15 protein-coding genes are annotated in these 19,905 nt (G+C 66.5%); 13 read left to right on the plus strand and 2 right to left on the minus strand.

Features of this window, described 5'->3' with window-relative positions:
- Window positions 1-179 precede the first annotated feature (179 nt).
- The 4 genes from moaA to ligA all read left to right on the plus strand — a co-directional run bounded on the left by moaA (window position 180) and on the right by ligA (window position 8,456).
- Complete coding sequence (gene moaA, locus EV691_RS07445; protein ID WP_131301917.1) at window positions 180-1,175, plus strand: GTP 3',8-cyclase MoaA; 996 nt, start codon at window positions 180-182, stop codon at window positions 1,173-1,175.
- A gap of 211 nt (window positions 1,176-1,386) precedes the next feature.
- Entirely contained in the window at window positions 1,387-4,875 is a 3,489-nt protein-coding gene (smc, locus tag EV691_RS07450; RefSeq protein ID WP_131301914.1) for a chromosome segregation protein SMC, read from the plus strand.
- A gap of 214 nt (window positions 4,876-5,089) precedes the next feature.
- Entirely contained in the window at window positions 5,090-5,959 is an 870-nt protein-coding gene (gene zipA / locus EV691_RS07460; protein ID WP_131301911.1) for a cell division protein ZipA, read from the plus strand.
- Window positions 5,960-6,101: 142 nt separating this feature from the next.
- Window positions 6,102-8,456 carry an NAD-dependent DNA ligase LigA gene (gene ligA / locus EV691_RS07465; RefSeq protein ID WP_131301908.1) on the plus strand — a complete coding sequence of 785 codons (2,355 nt, stop codon included), beginning with the start codon at window positions 6,102-6,104 and terminating at the stop codon, window positions 8,454-8,456.
- A 109-nt stretch (window positions 8,457-8,565) separates the two neighbouring features.
- Here the strand turns inward: ligA and rapA are convergent, their stop codons facing one another.
- Window positions 8,566-11,415: an RNA polymerase-associated protein RapA gene (gene rapA, locus EV691_RS07470; RefSeq protein ID WP_131301905.1), complete on the minus strand. Its 2,850-nt coding sequence runs from the start codon at window positions 11,413-11,415 to the stop codon at window positions 8,566-8,568.
- A gap of 154 nt (window positions 11,416-11,569) precedes the next feature.
- On the opposite strand from rapA, the gene EV691_RS07475 reads away from it, so the two are divergent.
- The 5 genes from EV691_RS07475 (at window position 11,570) to ccoM (ending at window position 14,915) form a co-directional block, all read left to right on the plus strand.
- On the plus strand, window positions 11,570-12,166 hold the full coding sequence (locus EV691_RS07475) for an alpha-ketoglutarate-dependent dioxygenase AlkB family protein (RefSeq protein ID WP_131301902.1): 597 nt from the start codon (window positions 11,570-11,572) through the stop codon (window positions 12,164-12,166).
- Complete coding sequence (locus tag EV691_RS23290) at window positions 12,163-12,330, plus strand: hypothetical protein (RefSeq protein WP_165494371.1); 168 nt, start codon at window positions 12,163-12,165, stop codon at window positions 12,328-12,330. Before EV691_RS07475 ends, EV691_RS23290 begins: the two co-directional genes overlap by 4 nt.
- 127 nt (window positions 12,331-12,457) lie before the next feature.
- Window positions 12,458-13,234, plus strand: a complete 777-nt coding sequence (locus EV691_RS07480; protein WP_131301899.1) for an IclR family transcriptional regulator — start codon at window positions 12,458-12,460, stop codon at window positions 13,232-13,234.
- A gap of 309 nt (window positions 13,235-13,543) precedes the next feature.
- A complete protein-coding gene (locus EV691_RS07485) occupies window positions 13,544-14,359 on the plus strand; it encodes a sugar phosphate isomerase/epimerase family protein (RefSeq protein ID WP_131301896.1) in 816 nt (271 codons plus the stop codon).
- Between the two features lie 445 nt (window positions 14,360-14,804).
- Complete coding sequence (gene ccoM / locus EV691_RS24125; RefSeq protein WP_278249232.1) at window positions 14,805-14,915, plus strand: cytochrome c oxidase subunit CcoM; 111 nt, start codon at window positions 14,805-14,807, stop codon at window positions 14,913-14,915.
- Between the two features lie 174 nt (window positions 14,916-15,089).
- Here ccoM and EV691_RS07490 read toward each other — a convergent pair whose 3' ends face one another.
- The gene (locus EV691_RS07490) at window positions 15,090-16,580 is read right to left on the minus strand and encodes an O-antigen ligase family protein (RefSeq protein ID WP_131301893.1); all 1,491 of its coding nucleotides are present in this window, start codon (window positions 16,578-16,580) and stop codon (window positions 15,090-15,092) included.
- 313 nt (window positions 16,581-16,893) lie between these two features.
- Here EV691_RS07490 and EV691_RS07495 point away from each other — a divergent pair, with 313 nt between their 5' ends.
- From EV691_RS07495 to cpaB, 4 genes are all read left to right on the plus strand, one after another.
- The gene (locus EV691_RS07495; protein WP_131301891.1) at window positions 16,894-17,076 is read left to right on the plus strand and encodes a Flp family type IVb pilin; all 183 of its coding nucleotides are present in this window, start codon (window positions 16,894-16,896) and stop codon (window positions 17,074-17,076) included.
- Between the two features lie 114 nt (window positions 17,077-17,190).
- The gene (locus EV691_RS07500) at window positions 17,191-17,709 is read left to right on the plus strand and encodes an A24 family peptidase (protein WP_131301888.1); all 519 of its coding nucleotides are present in this window, start codon (window positions 17,191-17,193) and stop codon (window positions 17,707-17,709) included.
- Between the two features lie 17 nt (window positions 17,710-17,726).
- Window positions 17,727-19,049 (plus strand): ATP-binding protein, encoded by a 1,323-nt coding sequence (locus tag EV691_RS07505; RefSeq protein ID WP_131301885.1) that lies wholly within the window; start codon window positions 17,727-17,729, stop codon window positions 19,047-19,049.
- A 16-nt stretch (window positions 19,050-19,065) separates the two neighbouring features.
- Window positions 19,066-19,878, plus strand: a complete 813-nt coding sequence (cpaB, locus tag EV691_RS07510; RefSeq protein WP_131301882.1) for a Flp pilus assembly protein CpaB — start codon at window positions 19,066-19,068, stop codon at window positions 19,876-19,878.
- Window positions 19,879-19,905 lie beyond the last annotated feature (27 nt).

Below are 19,905 nucleotides of genomic sequence, written 5' to 3' on the forward strand. Positions count from 1 at the left end.
CCTCGTTCGCTGCGCCTGTCCGCCGGACTGGCCGGTTGGCGCACATCCTGCTTTCATTGTGCAAAGGGTCAATGATGGCTGACATCGCCGGCCCCGATCATAACCGGCTCGAGGATGCGAGCGATCCGGCCTGGTCCCGCGGAGCGGTGCAATACAGGCCGGTGAGAGTGAACTACGCCATGTCCAATGCCGAACTGGTCGATCCCTTCGGACGCCGCATCACCTACCTGCGCCTGTCGGTGACCGATCGCTGCGATTTCCGCTGCACCTACTGCATGAGCGAGAACATGGTGTTCGCCCCGCGCGAGCAGATCCTCAGCCTGGAGGAGCTCTACGACGTGGCGGACGCCTTCATCGGCCTCGGCGTCAGGCGCATCCGCATCACCGGCGGCGAGCCGCTGGTGCGCAGGGGCCTGCTCGGCCTGCTGGAGCGCCTGGGCGCGCGCCCGGAGCTGGAAGACCTGGCCATGACCACCAACGGCTCGCAGCTGCCGTTCATGGCCGGCGACCTGCGCGCGGCCGGGGTCCGGCGCCTCAACATCAGCCTCGACTCGCTGCGCCCCGAGCGCTTCGCCGCCTTCACCCGCCGCGACAAGCTCGACCAGGTCCTTGCCGGCATCGAGGCGGCCCGTGCCGCGGGCTTCGCGCGGCTCAAGCTGAACAGTGTGATACAGAAGGGCCGCAACGACGACGAGGTGCTCGAGCTGGTCGAGTTCGCCGTGGCGCGCGGCCTGGACATCAGCTTCATCGAGGAGATGCCGCTCGGCGGCATCTCCAGCCACAGGCGCAGCGAGACCCTCTGCTCCAGCGACGAGGTGCGCCGGCGCATCGAGGAACGCTTCACCCTGGTGCGCAGCAGCCACGTCAGCGGCGGCCCCTCGCGCTACTGGCAGGTGGTCGGCAGCCAGACTCAGGTCGGCTTCATCTCGCCGCACAGCCACAACTTCTGTGGCGCCTGCAACCGCGTGCGGGTCACCGCCGAGGGCAAGCTGGTGCTCTGTCTCGGCCACGAGGGTGCGCTCGACCTGAAGACCCTGATGCGCACCCATCCCGGCGACTCCGAACGGCTGCGCCAGGCCCTGGTCGACGCCCTGCAGCTCAAGCCCGAGCGCCATCACTTCGAGGCCGACGCCCAGGTGCAGGTAGTGCGCTTCATGAGCATGACCGGAGGTTGAGCGAAAGGGGCGCATGCCCGCTCTGTCTGCACCAGGATAGTGCTTCCTGCGACCTTGGTCGCGCGACGTCGGCGCTGCCCGGGCAGGCCCCTGTGCTAGACTTCGCGCCCTGCACGCACCCGACGAACCCCAACTCCAGCCATGATCCCGCCGGCTCCCGACCGCTTCCTCTTCACGCCCCCTGCCAGACACGGCCTGCCCGAGACCTGCCATGCGCCTTAAGAGCATCAAGCTGGCCGGTTTCAAGTCCTTCGTCGACCCCACCACGGCAAGCTTCCCGAGCAACATGGCGGCGGTGGTGGGTCCCAACGGCTGCGGCAAGTCCAACATCATCGATGCCGTCCGCTGGGTGATGGGCGAGAGCTCGGCGAAGAACCTTCGCGGCGAGTCGATGACCGACGTCATCTTCAACGGCTCGAACAGCCGCAAGCCGGTGACCCAGGCTTCCATCGAGCTGATTTTCGACAACAGCGACGGCAGCCTCACCGGCGAATATGCCGGCTATGCGGAAATCTCCATTCGCCGACGGGTGACCCGCGACGGGCAGAGCGCCTACTTCCTCAATGGGGTGAAGTGCCGCCGCCGCGACATCACCGACATCTTCCTCGGCACCGGCCTGGGGCCGCGCAGCTACTCGATCATCGAGCAGGGCATGATTTCCCGGCTGATCGAGGCCCGTCCCGAGGATCTGCGCAACTTCATCGAGGAAGCCGCCGGCATCTCCAAGTACAAGGAGCGCCGTCGCGAGACCGAGAACCGCATCCGCCGCACCGAGGAGAACCTGGCGCGCCTCTCCGACCTGCGCGAGGAACTGGAGCGCCAGCTCGAGCGCCTGCAGCGCCAGGCCCAGGCCGCCGAGAAGTACCAGGAATGCAAGGCCGAGGAGCGCCGCCTCAAGGCCCAGCTCGCCGCCCTGCGCTGGCGGGCGCTGAACGAGCAGGTCGGCCAGCGCGAGCAGGTCATCGGCGACCAGGAGGTCGCCCTCGAGGCGCTGATCGCCGAGCAGCGCAATGCCGACGCCGGCATCGAGCGCCTGCGCGACGAGCACCACGGACTCGCCGAGCGCTTCCAGCAGGTGCAGGGCCGCTTCTATTCGCTGGGCGCCGACATCGGCCGGGTCGAGCAGAGCATCCAGCACGGCCAGCAGCGTCTGCGCCAGTTGCAGAACGATCTGCAGGAGGCGGAGAAGAACCGTCAGGAAACCGCCGCCCACCTCGACCAGGACCGCCGCCTGCTGGCCGAGCTCGACGAGGAGCTGGCCATGCTCGAGCCCGAGCGGGAAGTCGCCGCGGCTGCTGCCGAGGAGAGTGCCGCCCGCCTGGAAGAGGCGGAGTCCTCCATGCAGGCTTGGCAGGAGCAGTGGGACGGCTTCCACCAGCACTCCTCGGAAGCGCGGCGCAGCGCCGAGGTGCAGCAGGCGCACATCCAGCAGCTGGAGCAGAGCCTCGAGCGCCTGCTGGAGCGCGAGCGCCGCCTCGGTGACGAGCGCGCCCAGCTGGCGGACGACCCGCAGGAGGCCGGCATCGCCGAGCTGGCCGAGCAGCTGGCGCTCGGCGAGCTGACCCAGGAAGAGCTGGGCGCCGCCGAGGCGGCCCTGGGCGAAACCCTCGAGCGGCTGCGCGGCGAGCTGCAGCAGGCGACCCAGGAACAGCAGCAGGTCCAGGGCGAGCTGCAGCGCCTGAACGGACGGATCGCCTCCCTGGAGGCCCTGCAGCAGGCGGCGCTGGACCCCGGCCAGGGGGTCGCCGAATGGCTGCGCGGGCAGCGCCTGGAGGATCGTCCGCGGCTGGCCGAGGGGCTGCGGGTGACGCCCGGCTGGGAGCTGGCGGTGGAAACCGTGCTCGGCGCCGATCTGCAGGCGCCGCTCGTGGAGGACTTCGCCGGTCTTGACCTGGACGCCTTCGCCCAGGGCGAGCTGCACCTGCTCGCCCCGGCGCCGGGCGCCACCTGTCTGGCCGGCAGCCTGCTCGACAAGGTCGAGGGCGGCGCCGACCTGGCGCCCTGGCTGGGCCGGGTGATGACGGTGGAGCACCTCGCCGAGGCCCTGCAGCGGCGGCCCTCCCTGAGCGAGGGCGAAAGTCTGATCAGCCGCGACGGCTACTGGCTCGGCCGCCACTTCCTGCGCGTGCGCCGGGCCAGCGACGCCGAATCCGGGCTGCTCGCCCGTGGCCAGGAGCTGGAGCGCCTGCAGGCCGGGCGCGACGAACTCGAGGCGCGCCTGGCCGAACTGGAGGCGCGCCTGCTCGCCATGAACGAGGCGCGCTGCCAGCAGGAGGAGAGCCGTGAGGGGCTGCGCCGGCGTCTGCAGAAGGAGGCCCGCCAGCAGGGCGAGCTGAAGGCCCGGCTGTCGGCCCTGCAGGCGCGGGCCGAACAGCTGCTGCTGCGCCGTCGCCGCTTCGACGAGGAACTCGCCGAGCTGGGCGAGCAGCGCGCCCTGGAGATCGAGCAGCTGGGCGAGTGCCGCCTGAAGCTGCAGGATGCGCTGGATGCCATGGCCGCGGACAACGAGCGCCGCGAGCAGCTGCTGGCCGGCCGCGACGCCCTGCGCGAGGGCCTCGAGCGCCTGCGCCAGGAGGCCCGCTCGCACAAGGACCAGGCGCACCAGCTGGCCGTGCGGCTCGGCTCGCTGCAGGCCCGCGGCGATTCCACCCGGCAGTCCCTGGAGCGCCTCGAACGGCAGTTCGAGCGCGCCCGGGAGCGTCGCGAGCAGCTCGGCCTGGATCTGGAGGAGGGCGCGGCGCCGCTGGAGGAGCTGCGCATGAAGCTCGAGGAGCTGCTCGAGCGACGGCTGGCCGTCGAGGAGGAGCTGCGCCAGGCCGGCCTGGCCCTGGAGGACGCCGAGCGCGGGCTGCGCGAGGTGGAGAAGCGCCGCGGCCAGGCCGAGCAGCAGGCCCAGCTGCTGCGCGGCCAGCTGGAGCAGCAGCGCCTCGAGTGGCAGGCCCTCAGCGTGCGGCGCAAGGCTCTGCAGGAGCAGTTGCAGGAGGATGGCCAGGCCCTCCACGAGCTGCTCGGCACGCTCCCCGCCGAGGCCCGCGAGGCGGACTGCGAGGCGGAGCTGGAGCGCGTCGCGGCGCGCATCCAGCGCCTCGGCGCGATCAACCTGGCGGCCATCGACGAATACCGCCAGCAGTCCGAGCGCAAGCAGTATCTGGATGCGCAGAACGCCGACCTGGTGGAAGCCCTGGAAACCCTGGAAAACGTCATCCGCAAGATCGACCGGGAAACCCGCAACCGCTTCAAGGACACCTTCGAACAGATCAATGCCGGCCTGCAGGCGCTGTTCCCGAAAGTTTTCGGCGGGGGCCACGCCTATCTGGAACTTACCGGCGAGGATCTACTCGATACCGGGGTAGCCATCATGGCGCGCCCGCCGGGCAAGAAGAACAGCACCATCCATCTGCTCTCCGGCGGCGAGAAGGCGCTGACCGCGCTGGCGCTGGTGTTCGCCATCTTCCAGCTCAACCCGGCGCCGTTCTGCATGCTCGACGAGGTGGACGCGCCGCTGGACGATGCCAACGTCGGGCGCTACGCCAGGCTGGTCAAGGAAATGTCGGAAAAGGTGCAGTTCATCTATATCACCCACAACAAGATCGCCATGGAGATGGCCGACCAGTTGATGGGCGTGACCATGCACGAGCCGGGCTGTTCGCGTCTGGTGGCGGTGGACGTGGAGGAGGCAGTGGCGCTGGCGGGCCTCTGAGGCGAATGTATTGCAGGATCTTCCCTCTCACGGGAATGCGGCGGCCGGCGGTACAATCCACGGATAGGGCATGCTAGCTTAATGGGCAATTTTCGGTACGCGTGGAAAACACTGCAGAACATGCAGTCGCCACGTTTGTGGAAGGGTGGGACGCCCTTTTTTGTACGGGATAGGAAGTCCTTTTTGTCAAATCAGTTCAGGGGTTGTGGATTTCATGGAAATCGGTCTGCGTGAGTGGCTGATCCTCATTGGCATCGTCGTCATCGGCGGCATCCTGTTCGATGGATGGCGGCGCATGCGGGGCAGCAAGGGCAAGCTCAAGTTCAAGCTCGAGCGCAATGTTGCCGATGCGCCCCAAGCGCCCGAAGCGGTCGGCGAAAGCAGCGAACTGCTGGGGCCCGCGCGGTCGATCGATTTTCCGCAAGGGAATTCCTTCGATCCGGACGAGGAAAACCTGCCCTCGCTGAGCGCCCGCGGGCTGAGCCGGCGGCACCTCGACGAGGAGTTGGAGACGGATGACCTCGGGCTGGAGCTCGACGAGCCGGTCCGTCCGGCGGCCGAGCCCGCGCCCAGGCCGCGCAGGGCGGAGCCGAAGAGCGAGCCGCGCAGGGCCGGGCAGCCCGAGCGCAGCGCGTCGCGGGAGTCGCTGCCGGTCGAGGAGTACCTGGTCATTATCGTGGTGTCGCGGGACGAGGCGGGTTTCAAGGGGCCGGCGCTGCTGCAGAGCATCCTCGAAAGCGGCCTGCGCTTCGGCGACAAGGACATCTTCCATCGCCACGAAAGCCTGGCCGGCAACGGCGAGGTGCTGTTCTCCATGGCCAACGCCCTCAAGCCCGGCACCTTCGATCTCGACGACATCGACCACTTCAGCACCCGGGCGGTCAGCTTCTTCCTCCTCCTGCCCGGCCCGCGCCATCCGAAGCAGGCCTTCGACCTGATGGTGGCGGCCGCCCGCAAGCTGGCCCAGGAGCTGAGCGGCGAGCTGCGGGACGACCAGCGCAGCGTGATGACCGCCCAGACCATCGAGCATTATCGTCAGCGCATCGTCGAATTCGAACGCCGGCAACTGACCCACAAGCGCTGAGCCCGGATCTTTCGTCAGCCCCGGGAGGATCGGCTGCCAGGCGCAGCGATCCCCCGGCGGCCTTGAAGCCGTCTCCGGCAATCCCCAGCGCACCCCTTCGAGCAGCCACGGCTGCTCTTTTCGTTTTCCGGAAACCATCGCCATGACCGACGCCCAGACCGCCGCCGAACGCATCGCCCGGCTGCGCAGCGAGATCGACGAACACAACTACCGCTATTACGTGCTCGATGCGCCGAGCGTGCCGGATGCCGAGTACGACCGCCTGTTCAACGAACTCAGGGCCCTGGAGGCCGAGCATCCCGAGCTGGTCACTCCCGAGTCGCCGACCCAGCGCGTCGGCGGCGAGGCCCTGGCGGCTTTCGGCCAGGTGCGCCACGAGCTGCCCATGCTCAGCCTGGGCAACGCCTTCGCGGAAGCGGATCTGCTCGACTTCGACCGCAGCGTGCGCAAAAGCCTGGACCGGGGCATCGAGACGGTCGAGTACAGCTGCGAGCCCAAGCTGGACGGCCTGGCGGTCAGCCTGCTCTACGAGAACGGCCAACTGGTACGCGGCGCCACCCGTGGCGACGGCAGCACCGGCGAGGACATTACCGCCAACGTGCGCACCGTGCGCAACGTCCCGCTCCGCCTGCACGGCAAGGGCTGGCCGGCGCTGCTCGAGGTGCGCGGCGAGATCTACATGCCCCTCGCCGGCTTCGAGGCGCTCAACGCCCGCGCCGTCGAGAGCGGCGCCAAGTCCTTCGCCAACCCGCGCAACGCCGCCGCCGGCAGCCTGCGCCAGCTCGATCCGCGGATCACCGCCAGCCGGCCGCTGGAGTTCTGCTGCTATGGGGTCGGCCGGGTCGATGGGAGTGGATTGCCGGAAACCCATGCCGGAGTTCTCGAGGCCCTGAAGCGCTGGGGTTTGCCGACCAGCCGCGAGCTGAAGCTGGCAGAGAGCGTCCAGGGTTGCCTGGAGTATTACCGTGCCATTGGCGAGCGCCGCCAGAGCCTGGCCTATGACATCGACGGCGTGGTGTTCAAGGTCAACCGCCTGGACTGGCAGCGCGAGCTGGGCTTCCGTGCCCGGACCCCGCACTGGGCCATCGCCTACAAGTTCCCGGCTCAGGAGGAAATCACCGAACTGCTCGGCGTTGATTTCCAGGTCGGCCGCACCGGCGCCATCACCCCGGTGGCGCGCCTGAGGCCGGTGCAGGTGGGCGGCGTCACGGTGTCCAGCGCCACCCTGCACAACATGGACGAGGTGGCGCGTCTCGGTGTGAGTATCAGCGACTCGGTGATCCTCCGCCGCGCCGGCGATGTGATTCCGCAGATCGTGCAGGTGGTGCCCGAGCGCCGCCCGGCCGACGCCCGTCCCGTCGAGGTGCCGCAGCGGTGCCCGGTGTGCGGCTCGGCGGTGGAGCGCACCCAGCTGGTCAGGCGCGGCAAGGGCAAGGCCGCGCTCAGCGAGGGAGCGATCTACCGCTGCGTCGGCCGGCTGGCCTGCCAGGCCCAGCTCAAGCAGGCGATCGTCCACTTCGTCTCGCGGCGCGCCATGGACATCGACGGCCTCGGCGAGCGGATCGTCGAGCAACTGGTGGACACCGGCCTGGTGAAGTCGCCGGCCGATCTCTACACCCTGACCTTCGAGCAACTGGTGGTGCTGGATGGCTTCGCCGAGGTTTCCAGCAACAATCTGCTGACCGCCATCGCCGCCAGCCGCAAGCCGAGCCTGGCGCGCTTCGTCTATGCCCTCGGCATTCCCGACGTCGGCGAGGAGACCGCCAAGCGGCTGGCCCGCGCCCTCGGGTCGCTGGCGTGTATCGAGAAGGCCTTGCCTGAGGTCCTCACCTGGCTGCCGGACGTCGGCCTGGAGGTCGCCCACGAGATCCACAGCTTCTTCGAGGACGAGCACAACCGCACGGTGATCGGGCAACTGCTGGCGCGCGGCCTCGAGCTGCAGGAGGAGGGCGGGCTGCATGCGGAGTTCGCCGCCTGCGCCAGTCTGGGCGACCTGCTCGACAAGCTGGGCATCCCGGGCATCGCCGCCACCGGGGCGAAGAAGCTCGCCGAGGCGGCCGGCAGCCTGGAGGCGGTGATCGAGCTCAGCCAGGATTGGCTGAGCCTGAGCGTGACCAAGGGGCTGAGCGAGAAGGCCCGGCAGGCGCTGCGCGAGTTCTTCGCCGTTCCCACCAATGTCGAGCGCGCCTGTGCCATCGAGGCGCAGCTGCGCGAGTTCGGCATGCACTGGGAGAGTGAGCGCCGCTGCGCCGAGGGCCTGCCGCTGGCCGGACAGACCTGGGTGCTGACCGGCACCCTGGAGTCCATGAGCCGCGAGCAAGGCAAGGCGAAGCTGGAAAGTCTCGGCGCCAAGGTGGCAGGCTCGGTTTCGGCGAAGACCGCCTGCGTGGTCGCCGGTCCCGGCGCCGGCTCGAAGCTGGCCAGGGCCGGCGAGCTGGGGGTCAAGGTGCTCGACGAGGAAGCTTTCCTCGTCCTGTTGCGGCAGCTGGAGGGATAAGCGCTTTCTCGTGAAGACGTAGGGCGGGTTTCACCCGTACGCAGCTGAGTGGGGTGGAAAACCGCGCAGCGTTTTCCACCATGGGCACGCCAATGGCGGGCGCGCGGCCTCAGCCGGCCACCATCACGCGGATCGCCTCCAGGCGCAGGGCGGCCTTGTCGAGCATGGCCAGGCCGTCCTCGCGCTGCTGGCGCAAGGCTTCCAGTTCGCTGTCGCGCACGCTCGGGTTGACCGCCTGGAGCGCGCTCAGGCGGGCCAGTTCCTCGTCGAGGCTGGCTTTGAGGCGCTGCCGGGCCTCGGTGACGCGTTCGGCATGGCGCGGCGCGATCTTGGCCTCGGCGGCGTTGATCTGCCTGGCCAGCACGTCGCGCTGGGCCTGCACGAACTTGTTGGCGCTGCCGCGCGGCACGCTTTCCAGCTGGTCGTTGAGGGTGTCGAAGGCGACCTTCGGCGCCAGGTCGTTGCCGTTGGGGTCGAGCAGGCAGCGCAGTGCCAGCGGCGGCAGGAAGCGGCCGAGCTGCAGGGCGCGCGGTGCCACCACCTCGCTGACGTAGAGCAGTTCGAGCAGCACGGTGCCGGGCTTGAGCGCCTTGTTCTTGATCAGCGCCACCGCGGTGTTGCCCATCGAGCCGGCCAGCACCAGGTCCATGCCGCCCTGCACCATGGGATGTTCCCAGGTGAGGAACTGCATGTCCTCGCGGGCCAGGGCCTGGTTGCGGTCGTAGGTGACGGTCGCCGCCTCGTCGCTGCCCAGCGGGAAGCTGGCGTCGAGCATCTTCTCGCTGGGACGCAGGATCAGCGCGTTCTCCGAATGGTCCTCGCTGTCGATGCCGAAGGCGTTGAACAGCTCTTCCATGTAGATCGGCAGGGCGTACTGGTCGTCCTGTTCCTCGATGGCCTCGACCAGTGCATCGCCCTCGCCGCCGCCGCGGGAGTTGAGTTCCAGCAGGCGGTCGCGGCCGGCATGCAGCTCGCTTTCCAGACGTTCGCGTTCGGCGCAGGCCGCATCCAGCAGGTCCTGCCACTCGCCATCGTCGCCGCCTTCCAGCAGCGGCAGCAGGTGCGGGCCGAACTGGTGGTGCAGGGCGTTGCCGGTGGGGCAGGTGGCGAGGAAGGCGTTCAGCGCCTGGTGGTACCACTGGAACAGCCGCTCCTGGGCGCTGTTCTCCAGATAGGGCACGTGCAGCTGGATGCTGTGCTTCTGGCCGATGCGATCAAGGCGGCCGATGCGCTGTTCGAGCAGGTCCGGGTGGGCCGGCAGGTCGAACATCACCAGATGGTGGGCGAACTGGAAGTTGCGCCCCTCGCTGCCGATTTCCGAGCAGATCAGCACCTGGGCGCCAAACTCCTCGTCGGCGAAGTAGGCCGCCGCGCGGTCGCGCTCGAGGATGCTCATGCCCTCGTGGAACACCGTGGCCGGAATGCCGGAGCGCACCCGCAGGGCGTCCTCCAGGTCCAGTGCGGTCTCGGCATGGGCGCAGATCACCAGCACCTTGACCTTCTTGAGCATCTTCAGGGTGTCGATCAACCACTCGACCCGCGGGTCGAGGCGCCACCAGCGGTTCTCGTCGCCGCCATCCTCCTGCTGGGCCTGGTAGCTCACCTCCGGATACAGGTCGGCGTGCTCGCCGACCGGCAGCTCCAGATACTCGTCCGGGCTCGGCAGCGGGTAGGGGTGCAGCTGGCGCTCGGGGAAGCCCTGCACTGCGGCGCGGGTGTTGCGGAACAGTACGCGGCCGGTGCCGTGGCGGTCGAGCAGCTCGCGGGTCAGGCGCGCGCTGGCCTGGATGTCGCCGTCGCTGACCGCGGCGAGCAGCGCCTCGCCCTCGGCGCCGAGGAAGCCGTGGATGACCGCGTGGGCCTGCTCGGAGAGGCGGCCCTGGTCGAGCAGCTCCTGCACCGCCTCGGCCACCGGACGGTAGTTGGCGCTCTCGGCGCGGAAGGCCTCGAGGTCGTGGAAGCGGTCGGGGTCGAGCAGGCGCAGGCGGGCGAAGTGGCTCTCCTGGCCGAGCTGTTCGGGGGTGGCGGTGAGCAGCAGCACGCCGGGAATGACCTGGGCGAGCTGTTCGACCAGCGCGTATTCGGCGCTCGGCTGCTCCGGGTGCCAGACCAGGTGGTGCGCCTCGTCCACCACCAGAAGGTCCCAGCCGGCGGCGAAGGCGGCGTCCTGGGCGTGCCCGGCGGTGGTCAGCCATTCCAGGGAGACCAGCGTCAGCTGGGTGTCCTCGAAGGGGTTGCTGGCGTCGCTGGCGGCGAAGCGCTCGGCGTCGTACAGCGCCACCTCCAGGTTGAAGCGCCGGCGCATCTCCACCAGCCACTGGTGCTGGAGGTTCTCCGGAACCAGGATCAGCACCCGGCCGGCGCGGCCGGAGAGCAGCTGGCGATGGATGACCAGGCCGGCCTCGATGGTCTTGCCGAGGCCCACCTCGTCGGCCAGCAGCACGCGCGGGGCGACGCGGTCGGCGACCTCGCGGGCGATGTGCAGCTGGTGGGCGATCGGCTGGGTGCGGGCGCCGGACAGCCCCCAGAGCGAGGACTGCAGCAGGCGGCTGCGGTGTTCCAGGGTGTGGTAGCGCAGGCCGAACCAGGACAGCGGATCGATCTGCCCGGCGAACAGGCGGTCGCTGGCCAGACGGAACTGGATGAAGTTGGACAGCTGGGTTTCCGGCAGGCTGCGGCCCTGATTCTGTTCGTCGAGGCCGTGGTAGATGAGCAGGCCGTCGTGGTCCTCGACCTCGCGGACGGTCATCTTCCAGCCGTCGAAGTGGGTGATCTCGTCACCCGGGGCGAAGCGCACGCGGGTCAGGGGCGCATTGCGCTGGGCGTACTGGCGGGTTTCGCCGGTGGCCGGATAGAGCACTGTGAGCAGCCGGCCATCCGCGGTGAGAATGGTTCCGAGCCCGAGTTCCGCCTCGCTGTCGCTGATCCAGCGCTGCCCCGGTTGATATTGCTGCACCATGCCTGTCTCCGCTGTAAAAAGGCCGGTATGGTAACGGAATGCCCTGGGTAGATCGACGTCAACAGCCCCCTGGAGAAAGCGTAGTCCTCGCTGCTCGGCTTGCCTGTGCCGGTCGGTGTAGCATGGGCCTTCCCCGTTTGCCGCTCTCCGTGCCATGCCGCTGTTCGACGCCGTTCCCCTCGACCTGCCCGATGCCGAACTGCATTACCTGCCCGATTGGCTGGACGGCGCCAGCGCCGACCGCTGGCTGGCTTTCCTGCTGGCGGAGACGCCTTGGGAGCAGCCGCAGGTGCGCTTGTACGGGCGCCTTTATCCGGTGCCGCGCCAGGTCGCCTGGTATGGCGATGCCGCCTATCGTTACTCCGGGCTGACCCACCGGCCGCTGCCCTGGACACCGCTTCTGGCGGAGATCCGCGCAGCCGTCGAGGCGCTCGTCGGCCAGCCGCTGAACGGCGTGCTGCTCAACCATTACCGTGATGGCCGGGACTCCATGGGCTGGCACAGCGACGACGAGGCCGAACTGGGGCGCGATCCGCTGATCGTTTCGCTCAGCCTGGGCGGCGCGCGGCGCTTCGACCTGCGCCGGATCGGCCAGAGCCGCATCGCCCATTCGCTGCTGCTCGAGCACGGCTCCCTGCTGGTCATGGCCGGCGCGACACAGCATCATTGGCAGCATCGGGTGGCGAAGACGCGCAGGTTCTGCGCGCCACGCCTGAATCTGACCTTCCGCCAGGTGCATCCGCAGCCATGAGCTCCGACGACAAACTGATCGACTTCAGCAGCGAGCGCAGCAAGCGCATCCACGACCTGCACGAGAAACGCCTGAACGACGTGCGCCAGGCCTTCGCCGAGGCCCTGCCGCTGCCGCAGGGGAAAAAGAAGAAGCCGGCCGGCAAGCCGAAGAAGAAGCGCTGAGTCTCGCCGGAGATCCTGCGTGCCCGGCGCTCCGTGCGCCGCCATGAGGATGCGCGGAGCAAGACGCGGTTTCCGCCAGACGACCGGCTCTTTTAGAATCGCGGCATTTTCCGCCTGGATGCTGAACATGGCTGGCAGTCAAATCGAACGCGCGTTGAGTCTTCTGGAAAGCCTGACCGCCGATCCCGGCGGCATCTCCCTGCAGAGCCTGGCCGACCAGTTGCACATCCCCAAGAGCGCCACCCACCGCATGCTCGCCGACCTGATCCGCCTGGGCTACGTGCGCCAGGACCCGCAGACCAGCCGCTACCAGCTGTCCACCAAGCTGGTGGCGCTGGGCTTCCGCTACCTGGCCAACAGCGGCGCGGACGTGGTCCAGCCGATCCTCGACCGCCTGGCCGAGGAAACCGGTGAACTGGTGCGCCTGGGGGTGATCGACGGCGAGCGCCTGACCTGGATCGCCAAGTCCCAGGGCGCCCGCGGCGGGCTGCGCTACGACCCGGACATGGGCCGCGACGCGCCGCTGTCCTCCACCGCCTCCGGGCATGCCTGGCTGGCCAGCATGAGCGATGCGGAGGCCCTGGCCCGGGTCGCCCGGCAGACGCCGGTCGATCCGGCCGAGCTGGGCCCCAGCGCGCCGCGCAGCGAGGCCGCGCTGCTCGAACGTCTGCGCCTGGCACGGGAGCACGGCTATGCCTGGGTGGTGGAGAGTTCCGCCGTCGGCACCGCGGCCATGGCGGCCATCGTTCGTCACCCGCGCAATCACCACGCCATCGGCGTGCTCAGCCTCGCCGGTCCCAGTGCCCGCCTCGGCGAAGCGCGCATACACCAGCTGGCACCGCGCCTGCTGGCGGCCAGCGAAGAGCTGTCCGACGCCAGTCAGGCGTCCGAGCTGTTCTCCTGATCCGTCCCTGCTGAGTCCCGTCTGTCTCAATCCGATTGCACTGTCGAGTCGGGGCCGCCTGCTTTCCATCGTCAATCATGGCTGTGCGCTGAGCGCACGGCTTCGTACGTCGCGTCTTGCGATAAAGTGGAATATGGTTCTAGATTTCGCTTGGTCGGTGGACTCCGGCTCCCCGGGCCGCTTTCCTCCCATGACGGCAAGAGGGTGCAGCCTTGACCTGGCCGCTTCGTGTCGCCCCCGTCGGCGTCATGGGCGGCCGGCAGGCGCGCCTGCTCGCTCTACGATTTCCGCCCCCTGAAGAGACCCGCCATGAGCGAACGCATTCTTTCCCTGGCCGCCCTGACCGTGCTCGAACTGTCCCCGCCCGAGATGGTGGAGGTGGCCGCCCGCGCCGGCTACAGCCATGTCGGCCTGCGCCTGGTGCCGGCCACTGCCGAGGAGCACCACTTCCCGCTGGTGGCCGACGCCGGGCTGCGCCGGCAGACCTTGGCGCGCCTGCGCGATACCGGCATCCGGGTGCTCGACGTGGAGATCCTGCGCCTGAGGCCGGAGACCCGCGTCGCCGACTTCGAACCGATCCTCGCCGCCGGCGCCGAGCTGGGCGCCAGCGAGCTGCTGGTGGCCGGCAACGATCCCGACGAGGCGCGGCAGACCGACAACTTCGCCGCCCTGTGCGACCTGGCAGCCGGCTTCGGCCTCAACCCGCACCTGGAGTTCATGCCCTGGACCGACGCCCGTGATCTGAGCCAAGCCATGCGCATCGTCGAGAATGCCGGACGGGCCAACGGCTGCGTGCTGGTCGATGCCTTCCATTTCGACCGCTCCGCCTCGCGCCTGGAGGATCTGGCCCGGCTCGATCCGGCACACATCCATTACGCCCAGCTGTGCGACGTGGCCGGGCCGCGCCCGGACGACATGGACGAGATCCTGCGCCAGGCGCGTAACGAGCGGCGTTTCCCCGGTGACGGCGATTGCGACCTGCCCGGCCTGCTGCGTGCCCTGCCGGCGAACCTGCCGCTCAGTCTGGAAATCCCCACCCGCCAGTTGCTCGAACAGGGCGTCAGCGCCCTCGAACGCGCCCGGATCGCCATCGACAAGACCCGCACCTTGCTGTTGCAAATTTGAAACTATGCCCCTGCCGTGAGGGCAGGGGCATGGCCTTTCCGTAATGGGTGGCATGGTATTACGCCATATATTCACCCTGTTGTCGGTGAGTCATTTCATCATGCAATCAGTTCGCCCTGCAGTTCGCATGTTAAAAGCAACGGCCAATCACGGCCGAAATTTTTCACGGACTGCACCGCTGCCATTGCGGATGAACTTTTTATTGCTGCAAGTCCATCCCCATATTTCCTTGCGAGTTTTGCGTGTTTTCTTCCGAGGTCCCTGCAGGCGCCGAAACCCGCGCCATCCGCGACCTCCCGCCGCACCTCGATTGATCCATGTCAGTCCTTCGGTATGCGCTCCTGAAGTCGGCGGCCAATATTGATCACGGTCAATTTTTCCGGCCGCCGGTGCAGTTACCTTGAGTCCATCGAAGAGACAACCAGCGAAGAAGAAGGAGCCAACCATGTTTATCGATGAAGTGGTGCTGGCCGGAATTGGAGTGGTGGGATTAATGTTCGTCTTCGCTGGCGGAATCGGTTATTTCATCTGGAAGGACTCCCAGAACCAGAAGTAGGAAAAGTCCTTCAGATCCAGAGCACGCAAGGCACTTTCGGGCGACGTTGTCGCCCTTTTTTTTTGCCTGTTTTTTGGGTTTTGCTGGTTGTGCGAGGGAGACTCGCAGCCATGCTCCTTGTTTTGCCCTTTGCAGGGTGTCATTCCTTTTCATTAATAATTTTGGCCAGAGCTTTCACCGGCTTTGCTGGCGGTGATCTTGCTGGATGATCAATGCCCTGTCGAGGTCGTCTATAACCCCTTGTATCCAGAAGCGGGGCTGCAGATGAGACTCGAAGGTTTGGCTGTATCCTTCGGTTTGCATGGTCAGAGCGGGTAGATCGCGAAATACGATGCCAGCCAGAAATACCGCTGCCAAAGTCTGGGCCAGTAGCCAGCCACGACGGAGTATCGAAGAACTGGTGGCGGGCGCTGAGGCTGCCGGATGTAGTCCGAGCAGCCAGCCGGCGATGATCGCCAGCCAGAGTTCCACATTCGGCATCACCAGGATGCCGTCGACCATGGCCAGCGTCAGCACAGTTGCGATGCCACCAGCCAGACAAACCCGCAGCGTATCGGTTGGATCACGGGAGTCGGTTGTCTTGCGCAGCATGCGAAAGGTGGCGCGGGCCGCAAGAAATACCAGAGCGATGACGATGATGGCGACGGGAATGCCCCATTCCGAGGCTATCTGAAGAATCGCCTGGTGCGGATGCGCCGCCACCACGTTGAAGTGTGCGGAGAAATGCATCGGGCCGACCCCCAGCCAGGGCTTTTGCTGGATCATTTCCAGCGCCAGCGGCCAGAGAATGTCGCGGCTGGAAAGCGAGGTATGCAGGCGGTTGGCGGCATGCTCGGTCACCTCGACCCCCAGCCATGCCGGTATGGCCGACAGCATCAGCAGATAGACCAGCAGCCCTAGGGCGGCGGAGCGCAGCTGCAGCATGCTCCAGCGCCGTCCCGCCGTTCCTGACAGGCTCAGCCAGATCATGGCGACGGCCATGCCCAATGCCAAGCCCCGGGCGGCGCTGGTGATGGCCAGCGTCCAGCCCAGCGCGGCAATGACCGAAACCAGCAGCTTTTCCCTACGGGAGGTTTCGTCCCGCAGCAGAGGCCAAACGATTACAGGGAGTGCCAGGGCAAGGAACTGGGCGAGAAAGCGCGGATTGGAAAAGCCCCAGAGCAGCTTGTAGGCGTTGAGAGTGCCGGTATGGGTGACTTGCCAGTAGTAGAGGAAGAAATACAGAGCCAGAAAGCAACTAATCATCAGAGTCAGAGTGCCCAGCAATGCTTGGTCCAGGGCGGGGCCGAGCCGTCGCCGGGACGCAGCTACGGTTCCACCCAGAGCCAGACTGAGAATGGCCAGGCCGAACTCGGCCAGTGCCCAGTCGGTATGTTGCGCCAGCAGGGCCGAGGTCAACCCTGCCAGCAGTACGGCAGCCAGGCAGTTACGCGGGCCTGTTCCCAGCAGAGGTGAGTTCGACGTCTGGCTCCTGAGGCTCAGGACGCCTGCCAGTACGCAGAGGCAGAACACCAGAACCTGGCCGATCCGCTGCTGGTTGTGCCAATAGCCTGGCAGCCAGGGCATCAGTGGCAGCGTCGCCGTCACCAGCAAAAGAGCGGGGACCAAGGCGTTGTGGAGCAGTGTATGGGGCGTGCGGATCTCCACAGCAGTCTGAGAGGTCATTTTCCTGTCCTTCCGTCTTCCCGGCTTGCCCTCGGGATGCTGGCAATTTGTCGTGAGCCTTGCAGACCTTTACTCGGAGGGCAATCGGATGAGAGGCCGCTCGTTGAGCGGGGAAAAGGCCGCCAATTCCTGTCCACATCCCATGGTTACAGGGCCTGCCGGGGTGGGAGCGTTCCCGATGATGGCAAAAAAATGCTAGCACTTCGCAAAAATCTCCTAACCTCAATTCAGGCCTTATGACTAATCTGCCATCAAGGCGGTGCACGGAGCCCGCTCGATCCTGGAACGAAACTCGAAAGAGGTGAGCAAAATTATGAATCTGCAAGCAATCAAGACTTCGGTAATGAAGTTCATCAAGGACGAAGAAGGTCTGACCATTGTGGAGTATGCAGTGGCGGGGGGGTTGATTACTCTTGGTGTAGTGCTTGCTTTCACAAACTTGGGAACCGCTGTCAGTAATGAACTTGGCCGTATAACTGCAGTTATCAATAGCTAGTCGCTAGTCGACAGTTCCTGAAGGGTCAATTCTTGGGTGAGGCCGTTATGCGTTAAATTTGTTTGCCAAGCCCAAGAAATACCTCGTCAGATTTGTCTTGTAAGGGTTGCAGTAATGTCTTCAGATAATCTGTTGATCGTTGTTGTGCTGCTGGCTCTTTTGGGTTGTGCGGTGGTAGTCGATGTTTGCCGTCACCGCATTCCTAATTCTCTTGTGCTGATTGGCATGGTGTTAAGTCTGCTTTGTCAATTTTCGCTGACTGGTATGAATGGCTTGATTAGTTGTTGGTTGGGAGTGTTGGTCGGCTTTGGGCTGTTTCTGCCTTTCTACTCGCTCGGTGGCATGGCTGCGGGTGATGTGAAGCTTATGGCTATGGCTGGGGGATTTCTTGGGCCCATGGCAACGATTTTTGCAGTAGCTTTGACCTTGATAGTGGGCACTATATTCGGTCTGTCAACTCTGCTCTACAAGAAGCAACTGTTTCGCTTGGTACAACGTTATTGGGCCATGGCCAGTCTGCGCACTTATATAGCGCCGCAGGCCGACGATGCCGCCCGTCAGCGTTTCCCCTATGCGATCGCAATTTTCACCGGAGTGCTGATCAGTCTTTTCTGGCAACCCTTCGGCCCGTAGTCAGGGAGTGAGCCATCATGTTGTTGGCGAGTGAGAATAAAGCCGCTCAGGACGAGCGCGATCCTGTCCGCAATCTTGCTCCGCAACCGCGCACTGTCGCGGAAACCGGGCTGGCGGAGAATTTCCTGGCTGACCTGCTCTGCAAGCATCTGCACGATGCCGGCGTGCTGGATATGCCGCGGCTGGTGCAGCGCCTGGCACTGACCGGTCCTGTGCTGGAGGAGCTATTGGCCTTCCTGCGCAAGGAGGGGCGTGTCGAGGTGCTGGGGCAGGGCGGTGGTCAGGGTCTGCGCTATGGCCTGACCGAGCGCGGTCGCGCCTCGGCCAAGGATGCCCTGTTGCGCAGCGGCTATATCGGCCCGGCGCCCTTTCCAGTGGAGCGCTATCGTGAGCTGCTCAAGGCGCAGTCGGTGCACGGCTGCCAAGTCAATGCAGACAACCTGCGCGAGGCCTTCACGGGCACCGTGATGCGCGACGGGCTGCTCGACCAGCTCGGCCCGGCGATGAATTCCGGGCGGGCGATCATGATCTATGGGCCACCCGGCACCGGCAAGACCTATATCAGCCAGCGGCTGATCCGCCTGCTCCGCGAGGCGATCTGGATTCCCCATGCCATCGCCATCAACGAGGCGGTAGTGGAGATCTTCGATCCCCAGCTGCATCAGCCGCTTGCCCAGGGTGAGCCGCGCACCCTGCGCCTCGACGAGGGCGTCGACCGCCGCCTGGTGCAGTGCCGCCGGCCGATCGTGATCACCGGCGGCGAGCTGACCATGGACATGCTGGACATCCGCTTCGATCCGCACTGCCGCCAGTACCAGGCGCCGCTGCAGCTCAAGGCGAGCAACGGCATCTTCATCATCGACGACCTCGGCCGCCAGCGCATGGCGCCGGTGGAGCTGTTCAATCGCTGGATCGTGCCCATGGAGGAAAAGAAGGACTTCCTCAACCTCGGCGGCGGCCGCCACTGCGAGGTGCCTTTCGATCTGGTGCTGGTGTTCTCCACCAACCTCAATCCGCTGGAGCTGGCCGACGAGGCCTTCCTCCGGCGCATCGGCTACAAGCTGCATTTCGACTACCTGCAGCCGGACGAGTACCGGCAGATCTGGCGCCAGGAGTGCGACAAGCTCGGCACGCCCTACGATCCCGACGTGGTGGATTTCGTCATCGAGCGCCTGCACAGGGCGGAAAGTCGCCCTCTGCTGCCCTGCCATCCCCGCGACCTGCTGAACATGGCGCTGGATTTCCAGCGCTACCAAGGCGCGGACGGCAGGCAACCCCTCACGCCACCGACACTGACCTGGGCCTGGCGCAACTACTTCGTCACCCTGGCCACCCACTGAACGGGGAGACACCGCAATGACCTCGCGTACCCTGACACTGATCGGACTGTCCCTGCTGCTCGGCCTGGGCGCCGCCTGGCTGGCCAACAGCTGGCTGAGCAGCCGTCTGGATGTCAAGCCGGACGACAACCTGCAGAGCGTGGTGGTGGCCAGCCTGGAAATTCCCTTCGGGCAGATGGTCGAGGCTCAACACGTCACCCTGGTGCGCCTGCCCAAGGGCACGGTGCCGGAAGACTCCTTCGACGCCATCGAGAAGGTCGTCGGCAAGATCGCCACCTTCGACACGCTGCGCGGCGACATCCTGCGCGCTGCCCGCCTGGCCGAACACCTCGGCGGCAGCACCCTGGCCTCGCTGATCGAGAAGGACAAGCGCGCCATTACCGTGCGGGTGGACGACGTGGTCGGGGTCGGCGGCTTCCTCCTGCCGGGCAACCGCGTCGACGTGCTGGCCACCAAGCGTGGCGGCGGTCGCGACGAGGCCAAGGCGGAAACCATCCTTGAGGACCTGCGCGTGCTGGCCGTGGACCAGACCGCCAGCACCGACAAGACCCAGCCGGTGGTAGTGCGCGCGGTGACCCTGGAGATGACCCCGGCCGAAGCGGAAACCCTGGTCAAGGCGCAGACCGAAGGCAGCCTGCAACTGGCCCTGCGCAACCCGCTGGACAATCAGAAGAAACCGGAAAACCCGACCGTGGTGGCCGTTCCTCCGGTTCCGCTCCGTGTGCCCGCGCCCAAGCCGGTGGTGCGCCGCAGCACCGGCAGCGCCCCCAACTGGGGCGCCGTCACCATCATTCGCGGTACCGCGATGGAACAGGCCAGGGTTCGCTGAGTCCGGCAGTCATTCGATAAGGAGTCG

This window comes from Azotobacter chroococcum (genome assembly GCF_004339665.1).
GTDB lineage: Bacteria > Pseudomonadota > Gammaproteobacteria > Pseudomonadales > Pseudomonadaceae > Azotobacter > Azotobacter chroococcum.

Coding starts and splice junctions, on each gene's coding strand:
- EV691_RS07495 (WP_131301891.1), top strand. CDS start 16,894: ATGAATCTGCAAGCAATCAAGACTTCGGTAATGAAGTTCATCAAGGAC.
- ccoM (WP_278249232.1), top strand. CDS start 14,805: ATGTTTATCGATGAAGTGGTGCTGGCCGGAATTGGAGTGGTGGGATTA.
- EV691_RS07490 (WP_131301893.1), bottom strand. CDS start 16,580: ATGACCTCTCAGACTGCTGTGGAGATCCGCACGCCCCATACACTGCTC.
- EV691_RS07500 (WP_131301888.1), top strand. CDS start 17,191: ATGTCTTCAGATAATCTGTTGATCGTTGTTGTGCTGCTGGCTCTTTTG.
- rapA (WP_131301905.1), bottom strand. CDS start 11,415: ATGGTGCAGCAATATCAACCGGGGCAGCGCTGGATCAGCGACAGCGAG.
- smc (WP_131301914.1), top strand. CDS start 1,387: ATGCGCCTTAAGAGCATCAAGCTGGCCGGTTTCAAGTCCTTCGTCGAC.
- EV691_RS07485 (WP_131301896.1), top strand. CDS start 13,544: ATGAGCGAACGCATTCTTTCCCTGGCCGCCCTGACCGTGCTCGAACTG.
- EV691_RS07480 (WP_131301899.1), top strand. CDS start 12,458: ATGGCTGGCAGTCAAATCGAACGCGCGTTGAGTCTTCTGGAAAGCCTG.
- zipA (WP_131301911.1), top strand. CDS start 5,090: ATGGAAATCGGTCTGCGTGAGTGGCTGATCCTCATTGGCATCGTCGTC.
- cpaB (WP_131301882.1), top strand. CDS start 19,066: ATGACCTCGCGTACCCTGACACTGATCGGACTGTCCCTGCTGCTCGGC.
- moaA (WP_131301917.1), top strand. CDS start 180: ATGTCCAATGCCGAACTGGTCGATCCCTTCGGACGCCGCATCACCTAC.
- ligA (WP_131301908.1), top strand. CDS start 6,102: ATGACCGACGCCCAGACCGCCGCCGAACGCATCGCCCGGCTGCGCAGC.
- EV691_RS07505 (WP_131301885.1), top strand. CDS start 17,727: ATGTTGTTGGCGAGTGAGAATAAAGCCGCTCAGGACGAGCGCGATCCT.
- EV691_RS23290 (WP_165494371.1), top strand. CDS start 12,163: ATGAGCTCCGACGACAAACTGATCGACTTCAGCAGCGAGCGCAGCAAG.
- EV691_RS07475 (WP_131301902.1), top strand. CDS start 11,570: ATGCCGCTGTTCGACGCCGTTCCCCTCGACCTGCCCGATGCCGAACTG.